This is a genomic window from Hymenobacter oligotrophus (assembly GCF_003574965.1).
In the GTDB taxonomy this organism is placed as follows: Bacteria; Bacteroidota; Bacteroidia; order Cytophagales; family Hymenobacteraceae; genus Solirubrum; species Solirubrum oligotrophum.
Map to the genome: position 1 here is coordinate 1,280,243 of NZ_CP032317.1, position 16,157 is coordinate 1,296,399.

Consider the following 16,157-nt stretch of genomic DNA (forward strand, 5'->3'; position numbering starts at 1 on the left):
CCTGACTCCTAGCTCCTGATAATGTTCGACAAACAGCATACGATTAAGGCCCCCGTTACCGTGAGCGGTGTGGGGCTGCACACGGGCGTGCAGGCTACCATGACGTTCTGCCCCGCTCCCGTAAACCACGGCTACAAGTTTCAGCGCATCGACCTGGAGGGCCAGCCCATCGTGGACGCCGACGTTGATAACGTGGTGGATTTGTCGCGTGGTACTACCATCGAGCAGAACGGCGCCCGCGTAAACACCGTGGAGCACACCCTGGCCGCCTTGGTGGGTTTGCAAATCGACAACGTGCTGATTCAGCTCGACGGCCCCGAGCCGCCCATCATGGATGGCTCGTCGTTGCCGTTCGTCGACGCGCTGCAAGCCATTGGCCTGGAGGAGCAGAACGCGCTGCGCAACTACTTCGAGATTCCCGACGAAATCCGGTTTGTCGACAACGCCCGCGGCGTCGAGATTGCCGCCCTGCCGCTCAACGATTACCGCGTAACGGTAATGGTTGACTACAACTCGCCGGTACTGGGCTCGCAGCACGCCTCGCTCACGAACATCGAGCAGTTTTCGGAGGAAATTGCCGCCTCGCGCACCTTCTGTTTTCTGCACGAGCTGGAAGCCCTTTACAAGTCGAACCTGATCAAAGGTGGCGACTTGAGCAACGCCATTGTGGTCGTCGACCGCGTGGTGAGCGAGGAAGAGTTGGGCGATTTGGCCACCATGCTGGGCAAACCTAGAGTGGCCGTAAAAAAAGAAGGCATCCTGAACAACGTGGACCTGCGCCACAAAAACGAGCCGGCCCGCCACAAACTGCTCGACGTAGTGGGCGACCTGGCCTTAGTGGGCCGCCCCATTAAAGGGCAAATCTTGGCAGCTCGGCCGGGCCACGCGGCCAACGTCGCGTTTGCCAAGAAGATCAAGAAGAAAATGCTGGAGGTTGATACCTCGCCGGTGCCGCAGTACGACCCCTCGCGCCCGCCGGTGATGGACATCAACCAAATTGCCCAGATCCTGCCGCACCGCTACCCGTTCCTGCTGATCGACAAGATCATTCACCTCGACGCCACCACGGTAACGGGCGTGAAGAACGTGACGATGAACGAGCAGTTTTTCACGGGTCATTTCCCGGGCAACCCGGTAATGCCGGGCGTGCTGCAAATCGAGGCCATGGCCCAAACTGGCGGCATTTTGGTTTTAAACACCGTGCCCGATCCCGAAAATTACTGGACGTATTTCCTGGGTATCGAAAACTGCCGGTTCCGCCGCAAGGTTATTCCCGGCGACACCATCATTTTCAAGTGCCAGCTGGTTTCGCCGGTAAAGCGCGGCATTGCCAAAATGCGCGGCCAGGCTTTCGTAAACGGCAAAGTGGTGATGGAGGCAGAAATGTCGGCCAGCATCGTTCGGAAAGACGCTTAATTCACCAATTATCAATGATCAATGAACAATTATCAATGAACGCCGAGTGGCCAGTTTGTGGTCCAATCGTTGCTCACTGATCATTGCTCATTGTTAATTGTTCATTGACTAAATGAACCAACCGCTCGCCTATATTCACCCCGACGCGCGCATTGCGCAAAACGTGGTGGTCGAACCGTTTGCCACCATCGCGCAAGACGTTGAAATTGGGGAAGGCACCTGGATCGGACCCAACGCAACGATCATGTCGGGGGCGCGCATCGGCAAAAACGTTAAGATTTTTCCGGGCGCCGTTATCTCGGCCATTCCGCAGGACCTCAAGTTCGCAGGCGAGAAAACCACCGTGCACATCGGCGACAATACCGTGATTCGGGAATGCGTAACGATTAACCGCGGCACCGTAGACCGGATGAAAACCGTGGTGGGTAGCAACTGCCTGCTGCAAGCCTACGTGCACATTGCGCACGACTGCGTGGTGGGCGATAATTGCATTCTTTCGAACACCACACAGCTGGCCGGCCACGTGGTAATCGGCGACTGGGCCATTTTGGGTGGTACCTCGGCCGTGCACCAGTTCGTGCACATCGGGCAGCATGCGTTTATCGGCGGCGGCTCGTTGGTGCGCAAAGACGTGCCCCCGTTCATTAAGGTGGGCCGCGAGCCGCTCACTTACGCCGGTGTAAACTCGGTTGGCCTGCGCCGCCGCGGCTTTAGCGAAGAGGCCATTCTGCAAATTCAGCAGTGCTTCCGCCTACTGTTCATGAGCGGCCTGAACACCAGCGACGCCCTCGACAAGATTGAGTTGGAGCTGCTGCCCTCGCCCGAACGCGACGAGGTGGTAAACTTCGTGCGCAACTCAAGCCGCGGCATCATCAAGGGCTATTCGCGCAACGGCAACAGTGCAGATTGAGGCCATCGGGCTGGGCAAGCGCTTCGGCCGCGACTGGATTTTTCGCGAGCTGACGCACACGTTCGCCTCGGGCACGGCCACTGCGTTGCTGGGCCCCAACGGCGCCGGCAAAAGCACGCTGCTGCAGGTATTGGCTGCCTACACGTTGCCTTCGGCCGGTGAGCTGCGCTTTACGCTGCAGGGCCGGCCGGTGCCGGCCGATGAGGTAGCCCGCCACCTAGGGCTGTGCGCCCCCTACCTCGAGCTGATTGAGGAGCTGACGCTGGCCGAGCTGGTGCAGTTTCACACCCGGTTTCGGCCGCTGCGCGCGGGCTTGTCGCACGCGCAGCTCATCGAGCTAATGCAATTGCCGCACGCCCGGCACAAGCTGGTGCGCGACTTTTCGTCGGGCATGAAGCAACGCGTAAAACTGGCCTTGGCCTTGTACGCCGCCGCGCCCCTGCTGCTGCTCGACGAGCCCACCACCAACCTCGACCGGGCTGGCATTGCGTGGTACCACGAGCACGTGGCCGCTACCACGCCGGGCCGCCTGGTGCTGGTAAGCTCGAATGTGGAGGAGGAATACGCCTTTTGCCAAGCGCGGCTGCACGTAACCGACTTTGCCCCGCGTCGGTAGTTTCTTACGGCGGCCGCCGGTGCCTTCCGGGTTTTGCTGCTTATCTTAGGGTAAGCGTCTTGCCCTTTCAGCGCTTTTTTTACTTAACCACCAACCGCTTTCGGCCAACCGCGTAACCTGCACTTCTGGGCCTGCGTTTCGCGGTTCAGGCCAAGGCTGCTCCCCTATTTTACCCCGCTCAACCCCATCAATTCACCGCTCTCATGAGAAGCTACGACGACCTCGACGACGATCTGTTCGATGATGACGACGAGCTTGATAGCTCAATCCCCAACAGCCGCCCGGGCAAAGGCGGCCGCAAAGGCGCCTCCTCGGAAGACTCGTTGGCGACGAAATACGCCGACTACCTGATGTGGCGCGACACCGGCTCGTCGCACGATGAGGCCCTGGATCTGGCCAACCTCACCGAAGACGAATTTGCCGCTGCCGAAGCCCAGGAAGACCCCGAAGGCTCGGGCCGCTACGGCTCGGGCGGGCTCGACGACGATGACGACGCATTGGGCCTCGACGACGACGATGACAGCTACGAGGCCCAGCGCCGTAGCCGCCGGGGCAACCGCGACTATGACGAAGACGAGTTTTAAATTTACCGCTTAGGCGTGCTGCGGCACGCAAAAAGGCCCGCCGGAACTTGGTTCCGGCGGGCCTTTTTGGGTGGTTAGATGCTCGGCGCTAATCCGTATGTGTCAGCCAGAGCAAGCCACTATTTTCGTTGGGCTGAAGCGCTGCTATCTGGCAACTGACACCTAGCCCCGCTTGCTGCCAAACACGCGCCGGAGGAGCTCGGTGGTGCGGGCCACGGGGTTTTCGCGGATGTTGGCTTCTTCCTGCGCGATGAGCATGAACAAGCCGTCGATGGCTTTGCCGGTGGCGTATTCGTTGAGGTTCGGGTTGACGGGCTGCACCATCGGGATTTTGTTGTAGCGCGTTACGAGCGTTGAGTAGTAGCGCGTGGCGTTGGTTTGGTCGAGGGCCTGCTGCATGATGGGCGCAAACGCCGTGAGCAGCTGCGGGGTGGTGGTACGCTTGAGGTACTGAGTGGCAGCGTCCTTCTCGCCCGACAGAATGTTCCACACATCCCGGAATGTGAGGCTGCGGATGGCCGTAACGAAGATGGGCTTGGCGCTGGTAGCGGCTTGCTCGGCGCCGCGGTTCAAGGCCAACTCAAAGCGGTCGACCTCGGTACCTAGGCCCAGGCGGCGCATAGTAGTAGCCACGCGCTGCGCGTCCTGCGGAAAGGGAATCCGAATCAGCTTGTTTAGGTAAAAGCCGTCCTGCTTCGAGGCTTGGTCGGCTCCTTTGCTGATGCCTTGGGTTAGTGCTTCTTTGAGACCTAGGGCTGCTTCCTCCTGCGACACCCCACCGATTTTGCCGGCCGCGGTAGTAGTAGCTGGTTTGGGTAGCTGAATGGTGGTGCCGCCGATTTTGGGCAGCTTAATCAGCTGCGCCTCGGCCGCCGAGGTGGCGCCTAGGGCCAGGCCGGCCGCCAAAACAACAAAACGCATGGTATTCATATCGAGAAAAAGCCGGTAATGCGGCCTTGTAAGCGGTAATGGCAGAAACCGGACCAAAGTTCAGCCGCCAAGGTAGCCGGGCCTAGCGCGAGCCGAACACGCGCTGCAGCGTGGCGGTGGGGCGAGCCGAGGCGTTCAGGCGGATGCGGCTTTCTTCGTCGGCGATAAGCGTGTAGATGCCCGCGCTAATTTGGCCGGTGGCGTAAGTGGTCAGGTCGGTGCTAATGGGCGTTACCAGCGGCACTTTCTTGTAGCGCAGCATTAGTTCGCCGTAGAGCTGCTTGGCACCCGTTTGCTCCAGGGCGGCGGCCACCAACGGCTTCAGCTCTTCCTGCACCTGCGCGGCGGTTTGCTGCTTGAGTTGCTGCGAGGCAATTCGTCCTTCGCGCGAGTTCACGAGGGCAAGCGCATCGGCAATGGCCAGGCGTTGAAGCGCATTGCTGTAAATGGTAGCCGTTTGGGGATTGGCCGCTACGCTCTCGGCGCTACGGTTCAGCAACACCTCAAATTTGTCGATAACGGCTCCCATGCGCAGGCCGCGCAGCGTGGTTGCCACCAGCTCGGCTTCGGGCGGAAAGCCCAGTCGCACATCGGGGTTAGTGTTGAAGCCATCGGCCTGCCCGCCGGCCTCGAGGCCGCGCGTAATGCTCAGGCCGAGCGCCTCGCGCACGCCGGCCGTGGCTTCCTCCGCCGTGAGCGGGGCTGGTGCCGGGGCAACTGGGGCTTTGGCGGTGGTAGCGGCCTTCACCGTGGTTTTGGTGGCAGCGGGCTTGGCAGTGGTTTTTGCCGCGGGCTTTTTGGCAGTGGTGGTTTTCTTGGTGGTCGTGGTTTTGGTTTGGGCCGAGGCAGCGGGAGCGGCCAACAGCGCACCGGCCAACACCATCAGGGAGAAGCGAAATGCAGACATGCGAAGAAATGTGTAAACCGGAGGGCCCGGGTCGTGGTCTTTTGAAACGAGTGCACAAATTGCGCCGAATTTGCCTGCTTCCAACCTTTCTCTTGCTATGTCCCAAATTCCTGCCGTCGAAATCATCACCATTGGCGACGAGTTGCTCTACGGCCAAGTAATCGATACCAACTCGGCCTGGATGGGCCAGGAGTTAGGCAAGATTGGCTTGCGCATCCGCCAGATCAGCTCGGTTTCCGATAAGGCCGAAGAAATTGTGCGGGCCCTCGACGAGGCCCGCCAACGCGCCCAGGTAGTGCTGATGACCGGCGGCCTAGGTCCCACGAAAGACGATTTGACCAAGCACGTACTGGCCCGGTACTTCGGCAGCGAGTTGGAGCTGTACGAGCCTTCGCTGCGCGACGTAGAGGCCATTTTTGCCCGCTTCAACCGCCCCATGCTCGAGGTGAACCGGCAGCAGGCCTACTTGCCCAAAGCCTGCACGCCCCTGCGCAACACCGTGGGTACGGCTCCCGGCATGTGGTTCGACGACGGCGGTGTGGTGTTCGTATCGATGCCGGGCGTGCCGTTTGAGATGAAGCACCTGATGACCACGCACGTGCTGCCCAAGTTGCAGGAGTACTTTCGGGTGCCGCCCATCGAGCATGCCGTGCTGCAAACCATTGGCCAGGGCGAATCCTTTCTGGCCGAGCAAATTGCCGAGTGGGAAGCCCAGCTGCCGGCCAACATGAAGCTCGCCTACCTGCCCTACCTAGGCGGCGTGCGCCTGCGCCTCACCGCTACCGACGACGGCCAACCCAACCTGCGCGAGCGGCTCGAGGCACAACTTCCGCCGCTGCGGGCTCTCATCGGCCCCTACCTGTTTGCCGAAGGCGAAGTGCCATTGGAAGCTGCCCTAGGTACCCTGCTGAAAGAGCGCGGCCTGACCATTGGCACAGCCGAAAGCTGCACTGGCGGAGCCATTGCGCACAAGCTCACCGGTGTAGCGGGCAGCTCGGAGTACTTCATGGGCAGTGTGGTTGCTTACGCCAACACCGTAAAAGTGAGGCAACTAGGCGTGGAGCCCGCTACGCTGGAAGCCCACGGCGCCGTGAGCGAGGAAACCGTGCGGCAAATGGCCGAAGGTGCCCGCCGCCACCTAGGCGTTGATGTAGCCGTGGCGACCAGCGGCATTGCCGGCCCGGGCGGCGGCTCCGAAGAGAAACCCGTGGGCACCTTTTGGTTGGCCTACGCCGATGCCCACCAAACCGTGGCCCGCAAAATCACGTTCAACCGCGGCCGGCAGCTCAACATTGAGTTTATCACGACGGCCGCGCTCAACTTGGTGCGTCAGCATCTGCCCGCAGTTGGCTAACAGCTGCCGGCATCTGTTTTACCTTGCTGCAAGTCAAACACTTGCGCTTGGCTCCTAACGACTGTTCGCCAACCTAGGCCTGCGCATGAGGTAGCATACCGCAAATCAGCTACCTTTGGCCCCGATTTCGGGCTGCCACGGCCTGTTTTCTCACGATCTAGCTTCCTTTCCCACCCCAATTCTTCTAATCAAATCACGCATGGCACGAGTGGAAATGGTGATGCCCAAGATGGGCGAAAGTATCATGGAAGGCACCGTCCTCAAATGGCTCAAGCAGGTGGGCGACACCATTGAGCAGGATGAATCGGTGCTGGAAGTGGCCACCGATAAAGTGGACACCGAGGTGCCCGCCATCCACGCAGGCGTTTTGCAGCAGATTTTGGTGGAAGAAGGCCAGGTTGTTGCCGTGGGCGCGCCCATCGCCATCATCGAAACCGATGCCGCTGCTGCCTCCAACGGCCAAGCTCCGGCAACCGAAGCTGCTCCGGTAGCCGTTGGGGCCGAAGCCGCCCAAGTTGCCGAGCAGGTGCCGTTTGTACCGAATGCTGCCGCTGCCTCGGCTGCTGCCACGGGTGGTTCGCAGCTTGGCGAAGCTCAACCCGGCCGTTTCTACTCGCCGCTGGTGCTGAACATTGCCCGCGAAGAGGGTATTTCGATGGCTGATCTGGAGCGCCTGCCCGGCACCGGCCAAGGCGGCCGCGTTACGAAGAAAGATATCCTCGACTTCGTTGCTAACCGTGGTCAGCAACCGGCCCAAGCTGCCGCTCCGGTAGCTCAGGCCGCCGCTCCGGCCCCACAAGCCGCTTCTGCCGTTTCGGCCCCGGCTCCTGCCGCTCAGCCTGCTGCGGCTCCGGCCAGCAAGCCAGCTCCGTCGGTAAGCGGCAACCAGGAAATCATCGAGATGGACCGCATGCGCAAGATGATTGCCCAGCGCATGGTCGACTCGAAGCGCATTTCGCCCCACGTTACCTCCTTCGTAGAAGCCGACGTGACGAACATTGTGCAATGGCGCGAGAAGCACAAAGACGCTTACAAAAAGCGCGAAGGCGAAAACCTGACCTACACTCCCATTCTGGTGCAGGCCATCGTGAAAGCCATTCAGGACTTCCCGAACATCAATGTTTCGGTTGATGGCGACTACATCATCAAGAAGCGCGACATTAACATTGGTTTGGCCGTGGCGCTGCCCTCGGGCAACCTGATCGTGCCGGTTATTCACAACGCCGACCAGTTGAACCTGAACGGCCTGAGCAAGCGCGTAAACGACCTTGCCAACCGCGCCCGCCAGAACAAGCTTAAGCCCGAAGACCTGGCCAACGGCACCTACACGGTTTCGAACGTTGGCTCGTTTGGCAACGTGATGGGTACGCCCATCATCATGCAGCCGCAGGTGGCCATCATGGCCCTAGGTGCCATCAAGAAAAAGCCGGCCGTCATCGAAACGCCGCAGGGTGATTTGATCGGGATCCGCCACTTCATGTTCCTGTCGCACTCCTACGACCACCGCGTTGTTGATGGTTCGCTGGGTGGCATGTTCGTGCGCCGCGTGGCCGACTACCTTGAGCAGTTCGACCCCAACACGGCCATCTAACAGGTACCGAGCCGTGGCAGCTGCAAGTGCATTTGCCACGACTCATTGCTTGAACAAGCCCGTCAGATCGGCGGGCTTTTCTTTTTGATTTCTTTCAGGTTATGAAAAACTTTGCAACCCTAGGTGCCCTGGTACTTTCGCTGGCCCTGATCATTTACCTGTACGTTCGCGTTTCCTCTACCGAGCGTCAACTGGCCGAGGCGCAGCGCCGCATGGCCGATTGCGAGCAAGTAACCTTTCAGCTGCAAAACCAACTGAGCCAGCAAGCCCGCATACAAGCCCGCGAAGCTGGGGAGCCGGTTCCGGGCGAAGCGGAATAGCAGCTCCCGGTCTCGGTTGTTCATCAAAACAAAGCGGCCGCACCTCCTAGGTGCGGCCGCTTTGTTTTGGTTGCCAGCTGGCAGCTTATAGCGCCGCCATGCTTTGCTCGAGGGCTGCAATTTTGGCTTCGGCATCAGCCAGCTTCTGCCGCTCACGCTCAACCAAATCGGGCTTGGCGTTATTCACAAACTTCTCGTTGGCCAGCTTCTTCAGCACCGATTCGCGGAAGCCTTGGGCATACTCCAGCTCTTTCGTCAGCCGTTCGCGCTCGGCTTCTAGGTCAATCTGCCCTTCCATCGGCACGAAGAACTCGGCGCCGCCCGACACGAATCCTACGGCAGCTGCCGGGGCGGCGTCTACCACGTTTATCTCGGCAAGGGCTGCCAGCTTACGAATGATGCCATCGTAATCTTGCAACAGGCCGGTGTCATCGGTTTTGGCAGCCAGCGTGAGGGGCTTGTTCGGACCTAGGCCCTTTTGATTGCGGATGTTGCGCACGCCAGCCACTACGTCGAGTGCTCGATCCATGCGGGCCAGCAGTTCGGCGCCGCCCTCCACGGGCTGTTGCTTGGGCCAGGCAGCAACGCACAGGTAGTCTTTGGCCCCGCGCTCGGCCAGGTGATGCCAGATTTCCTCCGTGATGAACGGCATGAACGGATGCAGCAGCTTCAGCAGTTGCTCAAAGAAGCCGGTGGTGCGGCGCAGCGTTTCGGCATCGATGGGCGCTTGGTAAGCCGGCTTAATCATCTCGAGGTACACCGAGCAGAAGTCGTCCCACACGAGCTTGTAAATGGTCATCAGCGCGTCGGACATGCGGAACTTCGCAAAGTGCTCGTCCAGCTCGGCCAGGGTGCTCTGCAGCTTGGCCTGGAACCACTCGGTAGCACGTTCATTTACAAACGCCAGCTCGTCGTTTACTTCCCAGCCTTGGGTAAGGCGGAAGGCATTCCAGAGCTTGTTAGTAAAGTTGCGGCCTTGCTCTACCAGCTTGATGTCGAACAGCAAGTCGTTGCCGGCCGGCGACGAAAACAGCATACCGGTGCGCACACCGTCGGCGCCGTACTGGGCAATGAGGTCGAGCGGGTCGGGCGAGTTGCCGAGGCTCTTGCTCATCTTGCGGCCCTGGGCATCGCGCACAATGCCGGTGAGGTACACGTTGCGGAACGGTACATCCTTGCGGTACTCCAGGCCGGCCATGATCATGCGGGCTACCCAGAAGAACAGGATTTCGGGAGCCGTTACGAGGTCGTCGGTTGGGTAGTAGTAGTTGACTTCGGGGTTGTCCGGATCTTTGAATCCATCGAACACCGAAATCGGCCACAGCCACGACGAGAACCAGGTATCGAGCACGTCTTCATCCTGACGCAAGTCGCTAACCTGCAAATCGTTGTTGCCGCTTTGCTCACGCGCCAATTGAAGTGCTTCTTCCTCGTTCAGCGCTACTACGAAAGTACCATCGGGCAGGTAGTAGGCCGGAATACGCTGGCCCCACCACAACTGACGCGAGATGCACCAGTCGCGCACGTTCTCCATCCACACCCGGTACATGTTCTTGAACTTGGGCGGGTGCAGCTTCACGCGGTCGTCTTCTACCACTTCCAGCGCCGGGCCGGCCATGTCGGCCATCTTCAGGAACCACTGCAGCGACAGACGCGGCTCGATAACCGCCCCGGTGCGCTCCGAAGTTTGCAGCACGCTCTGGTACTCCTCTACCTTATCGAGCAAGCCAGCTTCGCCTAGGTCCTTTACGATGTTGCGGCGCGCAGCAAAGCGGTCCTGGCCCACGTACAGCACGGCCTTCTCGTTCAGCGTGCCATCGTCGCTGAGAATATCGATAACCGGCAGGTTGTGCTTCAGGCCAAGCTCGTAGTCGTTGAGGTCGTGCGCAGGCGTTACTTTCAGCGCGCCCGTGCCGAAATCAATGGCTACGTACTCATCAAGGATGATCGGAATTTCGCGACCTAGGAGCGGGATGCGCACCTTGGCTCCGTGCAGATGCCGGTAGCGCTCATCATTCGGATTTACGGCCACGGCCACATCGGCCATGATGGTTTCGGGGCGCGAGGTGGCAACTGTTAAGAACTTAGAATTTAGAACTGAGAACTCAGAATCGTTCTGATTTTCACCTTCGGCTTCTAAGTTCTCACTTCTAAGTACTGGGTTCTGAGTTCTAGGCTCTACAATCTCGTAGCGCAGATGATACATCTTCGCCACGGTATCCTTCGGAATTACTTCCTCATCGGACAAGGCTGTGCGGCCCTGCGGGTCCCAATTTACCATGCGGATGCCGCGGTAAATGAGGCCTTTGCGGTACAAATCAACGAATACGCGCAGTACGGCCTCGGTAAGGTCGGGCTCCATGGTAAAGCGCGTACGCGACCAGTCGCAGGAGGCGCCGAGCTTTTTCAGCTGCTCCAGAATGATGCCACCGTACTTCTCCTTCCACTCCCACGCATACTTCAAGAACTCCTCCCGCGAGAGGTCTTTTTTCTCGATGCCCCGCTCCTTCAGCATCTGCACCACTTTGGCCTCGGTGGCAATGGAGGCGTGGTCGGTGCCGGGCACCCAGCAGGCTTCCTTGCCTTGCATACGGGCGCGGCGCACCAGCACATCCTGAATGGTGTTGTTGAGCATGTGGCCCATGTGCAGCACGCCGGTTACGTTCGGGGGCGGAATAACCACCGAGTAAGCGGGTTTGCGCGGGTTGGGCTTCGAGTTAAAAAAGCCTTGCTCCTGCCAGCGTTGATACCATTTTTCTTCTACCTCGGCTGGCTGGTAGGTTTTTGGGATGGACATAGTCGCTCGAGAATCAGTTCGGAAGCGGCAAAAGTAGGCATTTCGGGGCGGGGGCGGAAGCTTGCTTACAGGCCCGTCCGACGTATGAGTGCTGCGAAGCCAGTATTTTCGCCCCGACAAGTGAGCCGCTCAGAGGTTTAACGAGCTAATGAGTTATTTTTAAGGTTTGGCTCGCAGCCATTGCAAGGCGCTGAACTTGAAGCTTTCTGTTGCGCATGAATTCGCTTTTTAGTCGGTGGAAAAAGCCGACCGCCCCCGTACCTGCCCCACCCCCTTCGCTTGCTACCGCACCGGCAGCACCCACGCAGGGGAGCCTGCGCGTGGGCATGGCCCAGTTGCTGGTTGAAGGCGGCGAACCCCAACGCAACCTCGAGCGCGCCGCCCAAATGATTGCGCAGGCTGCCCAGCAAGGTTGCGCGTTGGTGTTGCTGCCCGAAACCCTCGACTTTGCCTGGACGCACCCCAGCGCCCTCACCGAGGCTCAGCCCATCCCGGGTTTGTTCTCCGACAGGCTTTGCCAGGAGGCCAAGGCGCATAGCATTTATGTATGTGCGGGACTAACCGAGCGCACCGCTGATGGCCGTATTTACAATGCCGCGATTCTGATCGGCCCGGAGGGTGGTATTCTGCTCAAGTACCACAAAATCAACCTACTTGGCGTAGAGCAACCGTTCTACCAAGTAGGCCAAACCCTGAATGTGGTTGATACGCCCCTAGGTAAGATTGGTGTAAACATCTGCGCCGACAATTACCTCGACGGTTTGTCCATCGGGCATACCTTGGCTCGCATGGGGGCCGAAATCATCCTGTCGCCGTCGTCCTGGACGGTAGACTACTCCATCACCGAGGAGCACGACCCGTACCAAGAAAAGTGGGTGAAGCCCTACAAAATTCTGGCTACGCTTTATAACGTGGTTGTCGTGGGTACTACGTCGGTGGGCTACATCGTGGGCGGGCCTTACGAAGGAAAGAAAAGCGTAGGCTGCTCGCTGGCCGTAGCGGCCGATGGCATTAAAGCGCAGGGCACATTTAACGAGTTTGCCGGTGAGCTGATTGTGGCCGATTTGCCGCGCCCCCACCGCCCGGAGCGCGGCACCGCCATCAGCGACAAGCTGCGGCAATCGGGCTACCGCTTCGACCAACCGTTGTAACGGCTTTCGCCATAACTCCCATTTTAAACCTGCACCTATTGAAACAGCTTTACCCAATGACAGTACCTTCCGCCCAAGCCATTACCGATGCAGCCACCCGTGATTTAACCCATTCGGTTGAAGCGCAGCGCTGCTCCCGGTGCATCATGGACACCACCGTGCCCGGCATCCGCTTCGATGCTCGCGGCGAGTGCAACTTTTGCGCCGTGCACGACAAGATGGACCGCGAAAATCCCCTAGGCCCGGAAGGTGAGCGGTACGTGCAGGAGGTAGCCGCCGAGCTTAAGCACCTAGGCCAGGGCAAGAAATACGACTGCGTACTGGGCGTAAGCGGAGGCCGCGACAGCAGTTTTACGCTGTGGTACTGCGTAGTGAAGCTCGGCCTGCGCCCGTTGGCGGTGCACTTCAACGACGGCTTCGGCAACCCCGTGGCGGGCGAAAACATGGTGAAGGCCTGCCGCAAACTCGGCGTAGAGTTGCGCACCATCACCTCCGACTGGCGCGAGTCGAAAGACCTGAAGATTGCGTTCCTGAAAGCTTCAACGCCGGATATCGAAGAAGGCACCGACGTGGGTATTGCCACGGCACTGTACGGAGTAGCCGCCAAAGAAGGAATCACACGCATCATCATCGGGCAGAGCTTTCGCACCGAAGGCATCTGCCCCTTGTCGTGGAATTACCTGGATGGCAAGTATTTAAAGGCTGTGCACCGGCAGTTTGGCACTGTGCCCTTGCGCAAATGGACCCCGAACGATCCGGGCTTTAACCTGGATTTGAAGGAGATGTTTTACTACTCGGTAATTCGCGGCATACGCACCGTAACGCTGCTTTACCACGTACCGTACGTGCGCGCCTACGTCGACGAGCTGCTGCAACGCGAATTGGAATGGGTAAACCCCGGCTCCCATTACTTCGACGACCTCTACCAGAGCGTCATCTATTACCTCAACCGCACCAAGTTCAACATCGACCGGCGCTTGTTTAACTACTCGGCGCTAGTGCGCTCGGGGCAGATGACGCGCGACGAGGCCCTGGAGCGTTGCCAGCACGTAAATGCCATCGAAGACCAGAAGGTCATCAATTTGTGCATCAAGCGCCTAGGTCTCACGCGCGAGGAGTTTGAGCAAATAGTTGCGACGCCGGTAAAAACTTTTCGCGACTACCCAAACAACTACGCGCTCATACGGCTGCTGCGCTGGCCCATCAAACTAGCCAGCAAGCTGCGTTTACTGCCCGAATCGGCCTACGACAAATACTTCAACTGCGGCACGTAGCTGTTTTCTGCCGCTGTCATCCTTGGTCTATCATCCTTCATCTGGCGTACGCAAAGCGAAGGACCTTACCACGCTAGAACGAGACGTTGTTACGTCAGTTGTCCAAACGTGATAAGGTCCTTCGCTTTGCGTACGCCAGATGAAGGATGACAATCAGTCAAATGACCTAGGGCCTAGGTGCCTTGCAGCAGCTAGGCTATGTGCAGCCAGTCTTTTTTCTTCAGCAGCTGCTCCTGGCTTTCGCGGTAGTCGGGGTCGTCAACGCAGCAGTCGACGGGGCACACCGCGGCACACTGGGGCTCCTCGTGAAAGCCCACGCATTCGGTGCACTTGTCCGACACGATGTAGTAGTATTCGTCGGAAACAGGTACTTGGGGGTTGGTGGCATCTACTTGCTTGCCGCCATCCACCTCAATGGTGCCTTTCAACGTGGTGCCGTCGGCCCAGCGCCAGTTCGCGCCGCCTTCGTAGATGGCGTTGTTGGGGCACTCGGGTTCGCAGGCACCGCAGTTGATGCACTCGTCGGTAATCATGATGGCCATGGCCGTAGGTCGTCAGGTTTGGTAAGGGAAGTGTTTCTGATACGCAGCCGCCGGGGCTTGGGGTTTGCCTGAATCAACCGCAAGCCCGGCAGTAGGTTCTCGCACAGTCGGGCAAAAGTAGTACTGCCCGCGGTTTCTTACGAACTTTCGGCCCTGATTCCCGCTTAAGCCCCTTATGACCCAAGCCGAACGTCTTGCCGCCTTTATTCGCCTAGGCCAGCGCCTGCGCACCCTTCCCGCCGACGAGCTGGCCGTGCTGGTTCGCCGCGCCCGCAGCCACAACCCGTGGTTCGACGAGGCCAGCGTGCGCGCCGCCGTGCAAGGCGTAGCGTATTTGCTCGAAGAAAACGCCCTGCGCGAGTGGGCAGCCCGCTACCCGGCCGAGCCCCTGGGCGAGCCGCGCCGGGTGGGCGTGGTGATGGCCGGCAACATTCCGATGGTGGGCTTCCACGATTTGCTGTGCGTGCTGGTAAGCGGCCATATTCTGCTCGCCAAACTCTCGGCCGACGACAACATCCTGCTGCGCTGGGTGGCCGACGAGCTGTTGCAAATCGAGCCGCGGTTTAAGGAGAGCCTGCGCTTTGTGGAAATGCTGCGCGAAGCCGACGCGTTTGTTGCCACCGGCTCCGACAACAGCGCGCGTTACTTTGAGTTTTACTTCAGCAAAAAGCCCAACCTCATTCGGCGCAACCGCTCGAGCATTGGGGTAATTGCCGGTTTCGAGCCGGAAGAAGAATTGGCGCAATTCGGGCCCGATATTTTTCAGTACTACGGCCTGGGCTGCCGCAACGTATCCAAGCTGCTGGTGCCATCTGGCTACGATTTTGTGCCGTTTCTGAACGCCATGCACCCCTGGGCCAACGCCCTGGAGCACAACCGCTACCACAACAACTACGATTACCAAAAAAGCTTGCTGCTCGTGAACCGGGTGCCCCACCTCGATTCGGGCTTCCTGATGCTGACCGAAAGCATGCAGCTGGTTTCGCCCATTTCGGTGGTGCACTACAGCTACTACCAGCACGAAGAGGACCTGCGCCAGCAGCTGGCCGAGGTAGCTGCCAAAACCCAAATTGTGGTGTCCGTCAACGGCTGGTACCCGGGCAGCGTGCCGGCCGGCCAGGCCCAGCAGCCGCGCGTGGACGACTACGCCGACGGCATCGACACGATGGCATTTCTGGCGGCGTTGTCGTAACTTATAGGGGCCGCGCACTCCAAGGTCGATCATCAGGCGCACTGCACTTGCCGCAGACTTTTGGCACGGTTGTTTGTTCAGCAAGTACCAACCACCCCGATTTTGTACGCCTATGCAAGTCGTCACCCAATCGGCCGAAACCGTTGCGAAAGAAACGATTCCGACCCTGCGCTTCCGTCCCGAAGACGCCCTCCTGACCCCAGCTGAGCGGCAAGTACGCCGTTTCGATGCCGAGCGCGCTTGCGCCCTAGGTAACAACTACCACGGCAAGCTCGACATCTACTTCCAGACCGCCGACGGCAGCCTGAAACGCGTGCAAACCACCGTGTGGGCCGTGCACGAAACTTACATTACCCTGAAGGCCGGCGTTGTGCTTCCGCTGAATGCCATCGTCGGCTTCGACTTTTACTAAGCCACAAGCACTGGCTGGGGCCCCAGTTGGGGCGCTCCGCAAAACGGCCCGGCGCTGCGTGCGCCGGGCCGTTTTCGGTATTGGCCTTGTGCCGACCTAGGGGGCGTCCCGTGGTCGGAGGTTTGCTGAAAAGCAAAGCAGCCCGGCTGGTTGGCCGGGCT

Annotated in this window: 15 protein-coding genes; 11 read left to right on the forward strand and 4 right to left on the reverse strand. The window is 59.4% G+C overall.

Going from position 1 to position 16,157, the window contains the following annotated elements; all coding sequences use genetic code 11:
- Window positions 1-21: 21 nt before the first annotated feature.
- The 4 genes from D3Y59_RS05375 to D3Y59_RS05390 all read left to right on the forward strand — a co-directional run bounded on the left by D3Y59_RS05375 (window position 22) and on the right by D3Y59_RS05390 (window position 3,526).
- A complete protein-coding gene (locus D3Y59_RS05375; RefSeq protein ID WP_119444119.1) occupies window positions 22-1,416 on the forward strand; it encodes a bifunctional UDP-3-O-[3-hydroxymyristoyl] N-acetylglucosamine deacetylase/3-hydroxyacyl-ACP dehydratase in 1,395 nt (464 codons plus the stop codon).
- Window positions 1,417-1,528: 112 nt separating this feature from the next.
- Window positions 1,529-2,326, forward strand: a complete 798-nt coding sequence (gene lpxA / locus D3Y59_RS05380; RefSeq protein WP_119444120.1) for an acyl-ACP--UDP-N-acetylglucosamine O-acyltransferase — start codon at window positions 1,529-1,531, stop codon at window positions 2,324-2,326.
- A complete protein-coding gene (locus D3Y59_RS05385) occupies window positions 2,316-2,942 on the forward strand; it encodes an ABC transporter ATP-binding protein (RefSeq protein WP_119444121.1) in 627 nt (208 codons plus the stop codon). The genes lpxA and D3Y59_RS05385 overlap by 11 nt, the downstream gene beginning before the upstream one ends.
- Window positions 2,943-3,145: 203 nt before the next feature.
- Entirely contained in the window at window positions 3,146-3,526 is a 381-nt protein-coding gene (locus D3Y59_RS05390; protein ID WP_119444122.1) for a hypothetical protein, read from the forward strand.
- A 162-nt stretch (window positions 3,527-3,688) separates the two neighbouring features.
- On the opposite strand, the gene D3Y59_RS05395 is transcribed toward D3Y59_RS05390, so the two are convergent.
- Both D3Y59_RS05395 and D3Y59_RS05400 read right to left on the reverse strand, forming a co-directional pair.
- Entirely contained in the window at window positions 3,689-4,447 is a 759-nt protein-coding gene (locus D3Y59_RS05395; RefSeq protein WP_119446339.1) for a DUF4197 domain-containing protein, read from the reverse strand.
- Between the two features lie 91 nt (window positions 4,448-4,538).
- Entirely contained in the window at window positions 4,539-5,363 is an 825-nt protein-coding gene (locus D3Y59_RS05400; protein WP_162910577.1) for a DUF4197 domain-containing protein, read from the reverse strand.
- Window positions 5,364-5,460: 97 nt separating this feature from the next.
- On the opposite strand from D3Y59_RS05400, the gene D3Y59_RS05405 reads away from it, so the two are divergent.
- From D3Y59_RS05405 to D3Y59_RS05415, 3 genes are all read left to right on the forward strand, one after another.
- Window positions 5,461-6,717, forward strand: coding sequence for a competence/damage-inducible protein A (locus D3Y59_RS05405; protein WP_119444123.1), 1,257 nt, complete (start codon window positions 5,461-5,463; stop codon window positions 6,715-6,717).
- Window positions 6,718-6,916: 199 nt separating this feature from the next.
- Window positions 6,917-8,308, forward strand: coding sequence for a dihydrolipoamide acetyltransferase family protein (locus D3Y59_RS05410; RefSeq protein WP_119444124.1), 1,392 nt, complete (start codon window positions 6,917-6,919; stop codon window positions 8,306-8,308).
- Window positions 8,309-8,409: 101 nt separating this feature from the next.
- On the forward strand, window positions 8,410-8,628 hold the full coding sequence (locus D3Y59_RS05415) for a hypothetical protein (protein ID WP_119444125.1): 219 nt from the start codon (window positions 8,410-8,412) through the stop codon (window positions 8,626-8,628).
- Between the two features lie 85 nt (window positions 8,629-8,713).
- Here the strand turns inward: D3Y59_RS05415 and D3Y59_RS05420 are convergent, their stop codons facing one another.
- Window positions 8,714-11,425 carry a valine--tRNA ligase gene (locus tag D3Y59_RS05420; RefSeq protein ID WP_119444126.1) on the reverse strand — a complete coding sequence of 904 codons (2,712 nt, stop codon included), beginning with the start codon at window positions 11,423-11,425 and terminating at the stop codon, window positions 8,714-8,716.
- A 215-nt stretch (window positions 11,426-11,640) separates the two neighbouring features.
- Between D3Y59_RS05420 and D3Y59_RS05425 the strand changes: the two genes are divergently transcribed.
- Both D3Y59_RS05425 and D3Y59_RS05430 read left to right on the forward strand, forming a co-directional pair.
- Window positions 11,641-12,576 carry a carbon-nitrogen hydrolase family protein gene (locus tag D3Y59_RS05425; RefSeq protein WP_119444127.1) on the forward strand — a complete coding sequence of 312 codons (936 nt, stop codon included), beginning with the start codon at window positions 11,641-11,643 and terminating at the stop codon, window positions 12,574-12,576.
- 56 nt (window positions 12,577-12,632) lie between these two features.
- Window positions 12,633-13,850, forward strand: coding sequence for an N-acetyl sugar amidotransferase (locus tag D3Y59_RS05430; RefSeq protein WP_119444128.1), 1,218 nt, complete (start codon window positions 12,633-12,635; stop codon window positions 13,848-13,850).
- A 191-nt stretch (window positions 13,851-14,041) separates the two neighbouring features.
- Here the strand turns inward: D3Y59_RS05430 and D3Y59_RS05435 are convergent, their stop codons facing one another.
- Entirely contained in the window at window positions 14,042-14,392 is a 351-nt protein-coding gene (locus tag D3Y59_RS05435; protein WP_119444129.1) for a 4Fe-4S dicluster domain-containing protein, read from the reverse strand.
- Window positions 14,393-14,567: 175 nt separating this feature from the next.
- Between D3Y59_RS05435 and D3Y59_RS05440 the strand changes: the two genes are divergently transcribed.
- Window positions 14,568-15,584 (forward strand): aldehyde dehydrogenase family protein, encoded by a 1,017-nt coding sequence (locus D3Y59_RS05440; RefSeq protein WP_119444130.1) that lies wholly within the window; start codon window positions 14,568-14,570, stop codon window positions 15,582-15,584.
- Between the two features lie 112 nt (window positions 15,585-15,696).
- Entirely contained in the window at window positions 15,697-15,996 is a 300-nt protein-coding gene (locus D3Y59_RS05445; RefSeq protein WP_119444131.1) for a hypothetical protein, read from the forward strand.
- Window positions 15,997-16,157 lie beyond the last annotated feature (161 nt).

Coding starts and splice junctions, on each gene's coding strand:
- lpxA (WP_119444120.1), top strand. CDS start 1,529: ATGAACCAACCGCTCGCCTATATTCACCCCGACGCGCGCATTGCGCAA.
- D3Y59_RS05395 (WP_119446339.1), bottom strand. CDS start 4,447: ATGCGTTTTGTTGTTTTGGCGGCCGGCCTGGCCCTAGGCGCCACCTCG.
- D3Y59_RS05400 (WP_162910577.1), bottom strand. CDS start 5,363: ATGTCTGCATTTCGCTTCTCCCTGATGGTGTTGGCCGGTGCGCTGTTG.
- D3Y59_RS05435 (WP_119444129.1), bottom strand. CDS start 14,392: ATGGCCATCATGATTACCGACGAGTGCATCAACTGCGGTGCCTGCGAA.
- D3Y59_RS05390 (WP_119444122.1), top strand. CDS start 3,146: ATGAGAAGCTACGACGACCTCGACGACGATCTGTTCGATGATGACGAC.
- D3Y59_RS05425 (WP_119444127.1), top strand. CDS start 11,641: ATGAATTCGCTTTTTAGTCGGTGGAAAAAGCCGACCGCCCCCGTACCT.
- D3Y59_RS05430 (WP_119444128.1), top strand. CDS start 12,633: ATGACAGTACCTTCCGCCCAAGCCATTACCGATGCAGCCACCCGTGAT.
- D3Y59_RS05415 (WP_119444125.1), top strand. CDS start 8,410: ATGAAAAACTTTGCAACCCTAGGTGCCCTGGTACTTTCGCTGGCCCTG.
- D3Y59_RS05410 (WP_119444124.1), top strand. CDS start 6,917: ATGGCACGAGTGGAAATGGTGATGCCCAAGATGGGCGAAAGTATCATG.
- D3Y59_RS05445 (WP_119444131.1), top strand. CDS start 15,697: ATGCAAGTCGTCACCCAATCGGCCGAAACCGTTGCGAAAGAAACGATT.
- D3Y59_RS05405 (WP_119444123.1), top strand. CDS start 5,461: ATGTCCCAAATTCCTGCCGTCGAAATCATCACCATTGGCGACGAGTTG.
- D3Y59_RS05420 (WP_119444126.1), bottom strand. CDS start 11,425: ATGTCCATCCCAAAAACCTACCAGCCAGCCGAGGTAGAAGAAAAATGG.
- D3Y59_RS05440 (WP_119444130.1), top strand. CDS start 14,568: ATGACCCAAGCCGAACGTCTTGCCGCCTTTATTCGCCTAGGCCAGCGC.
- D3Y59_RS05375 (WP_119444119.1), top strand. CDS start 22: ATGTTCGACAAACAGCATACGATTAAGGCCCCCGTTACCGTGAGCGGT.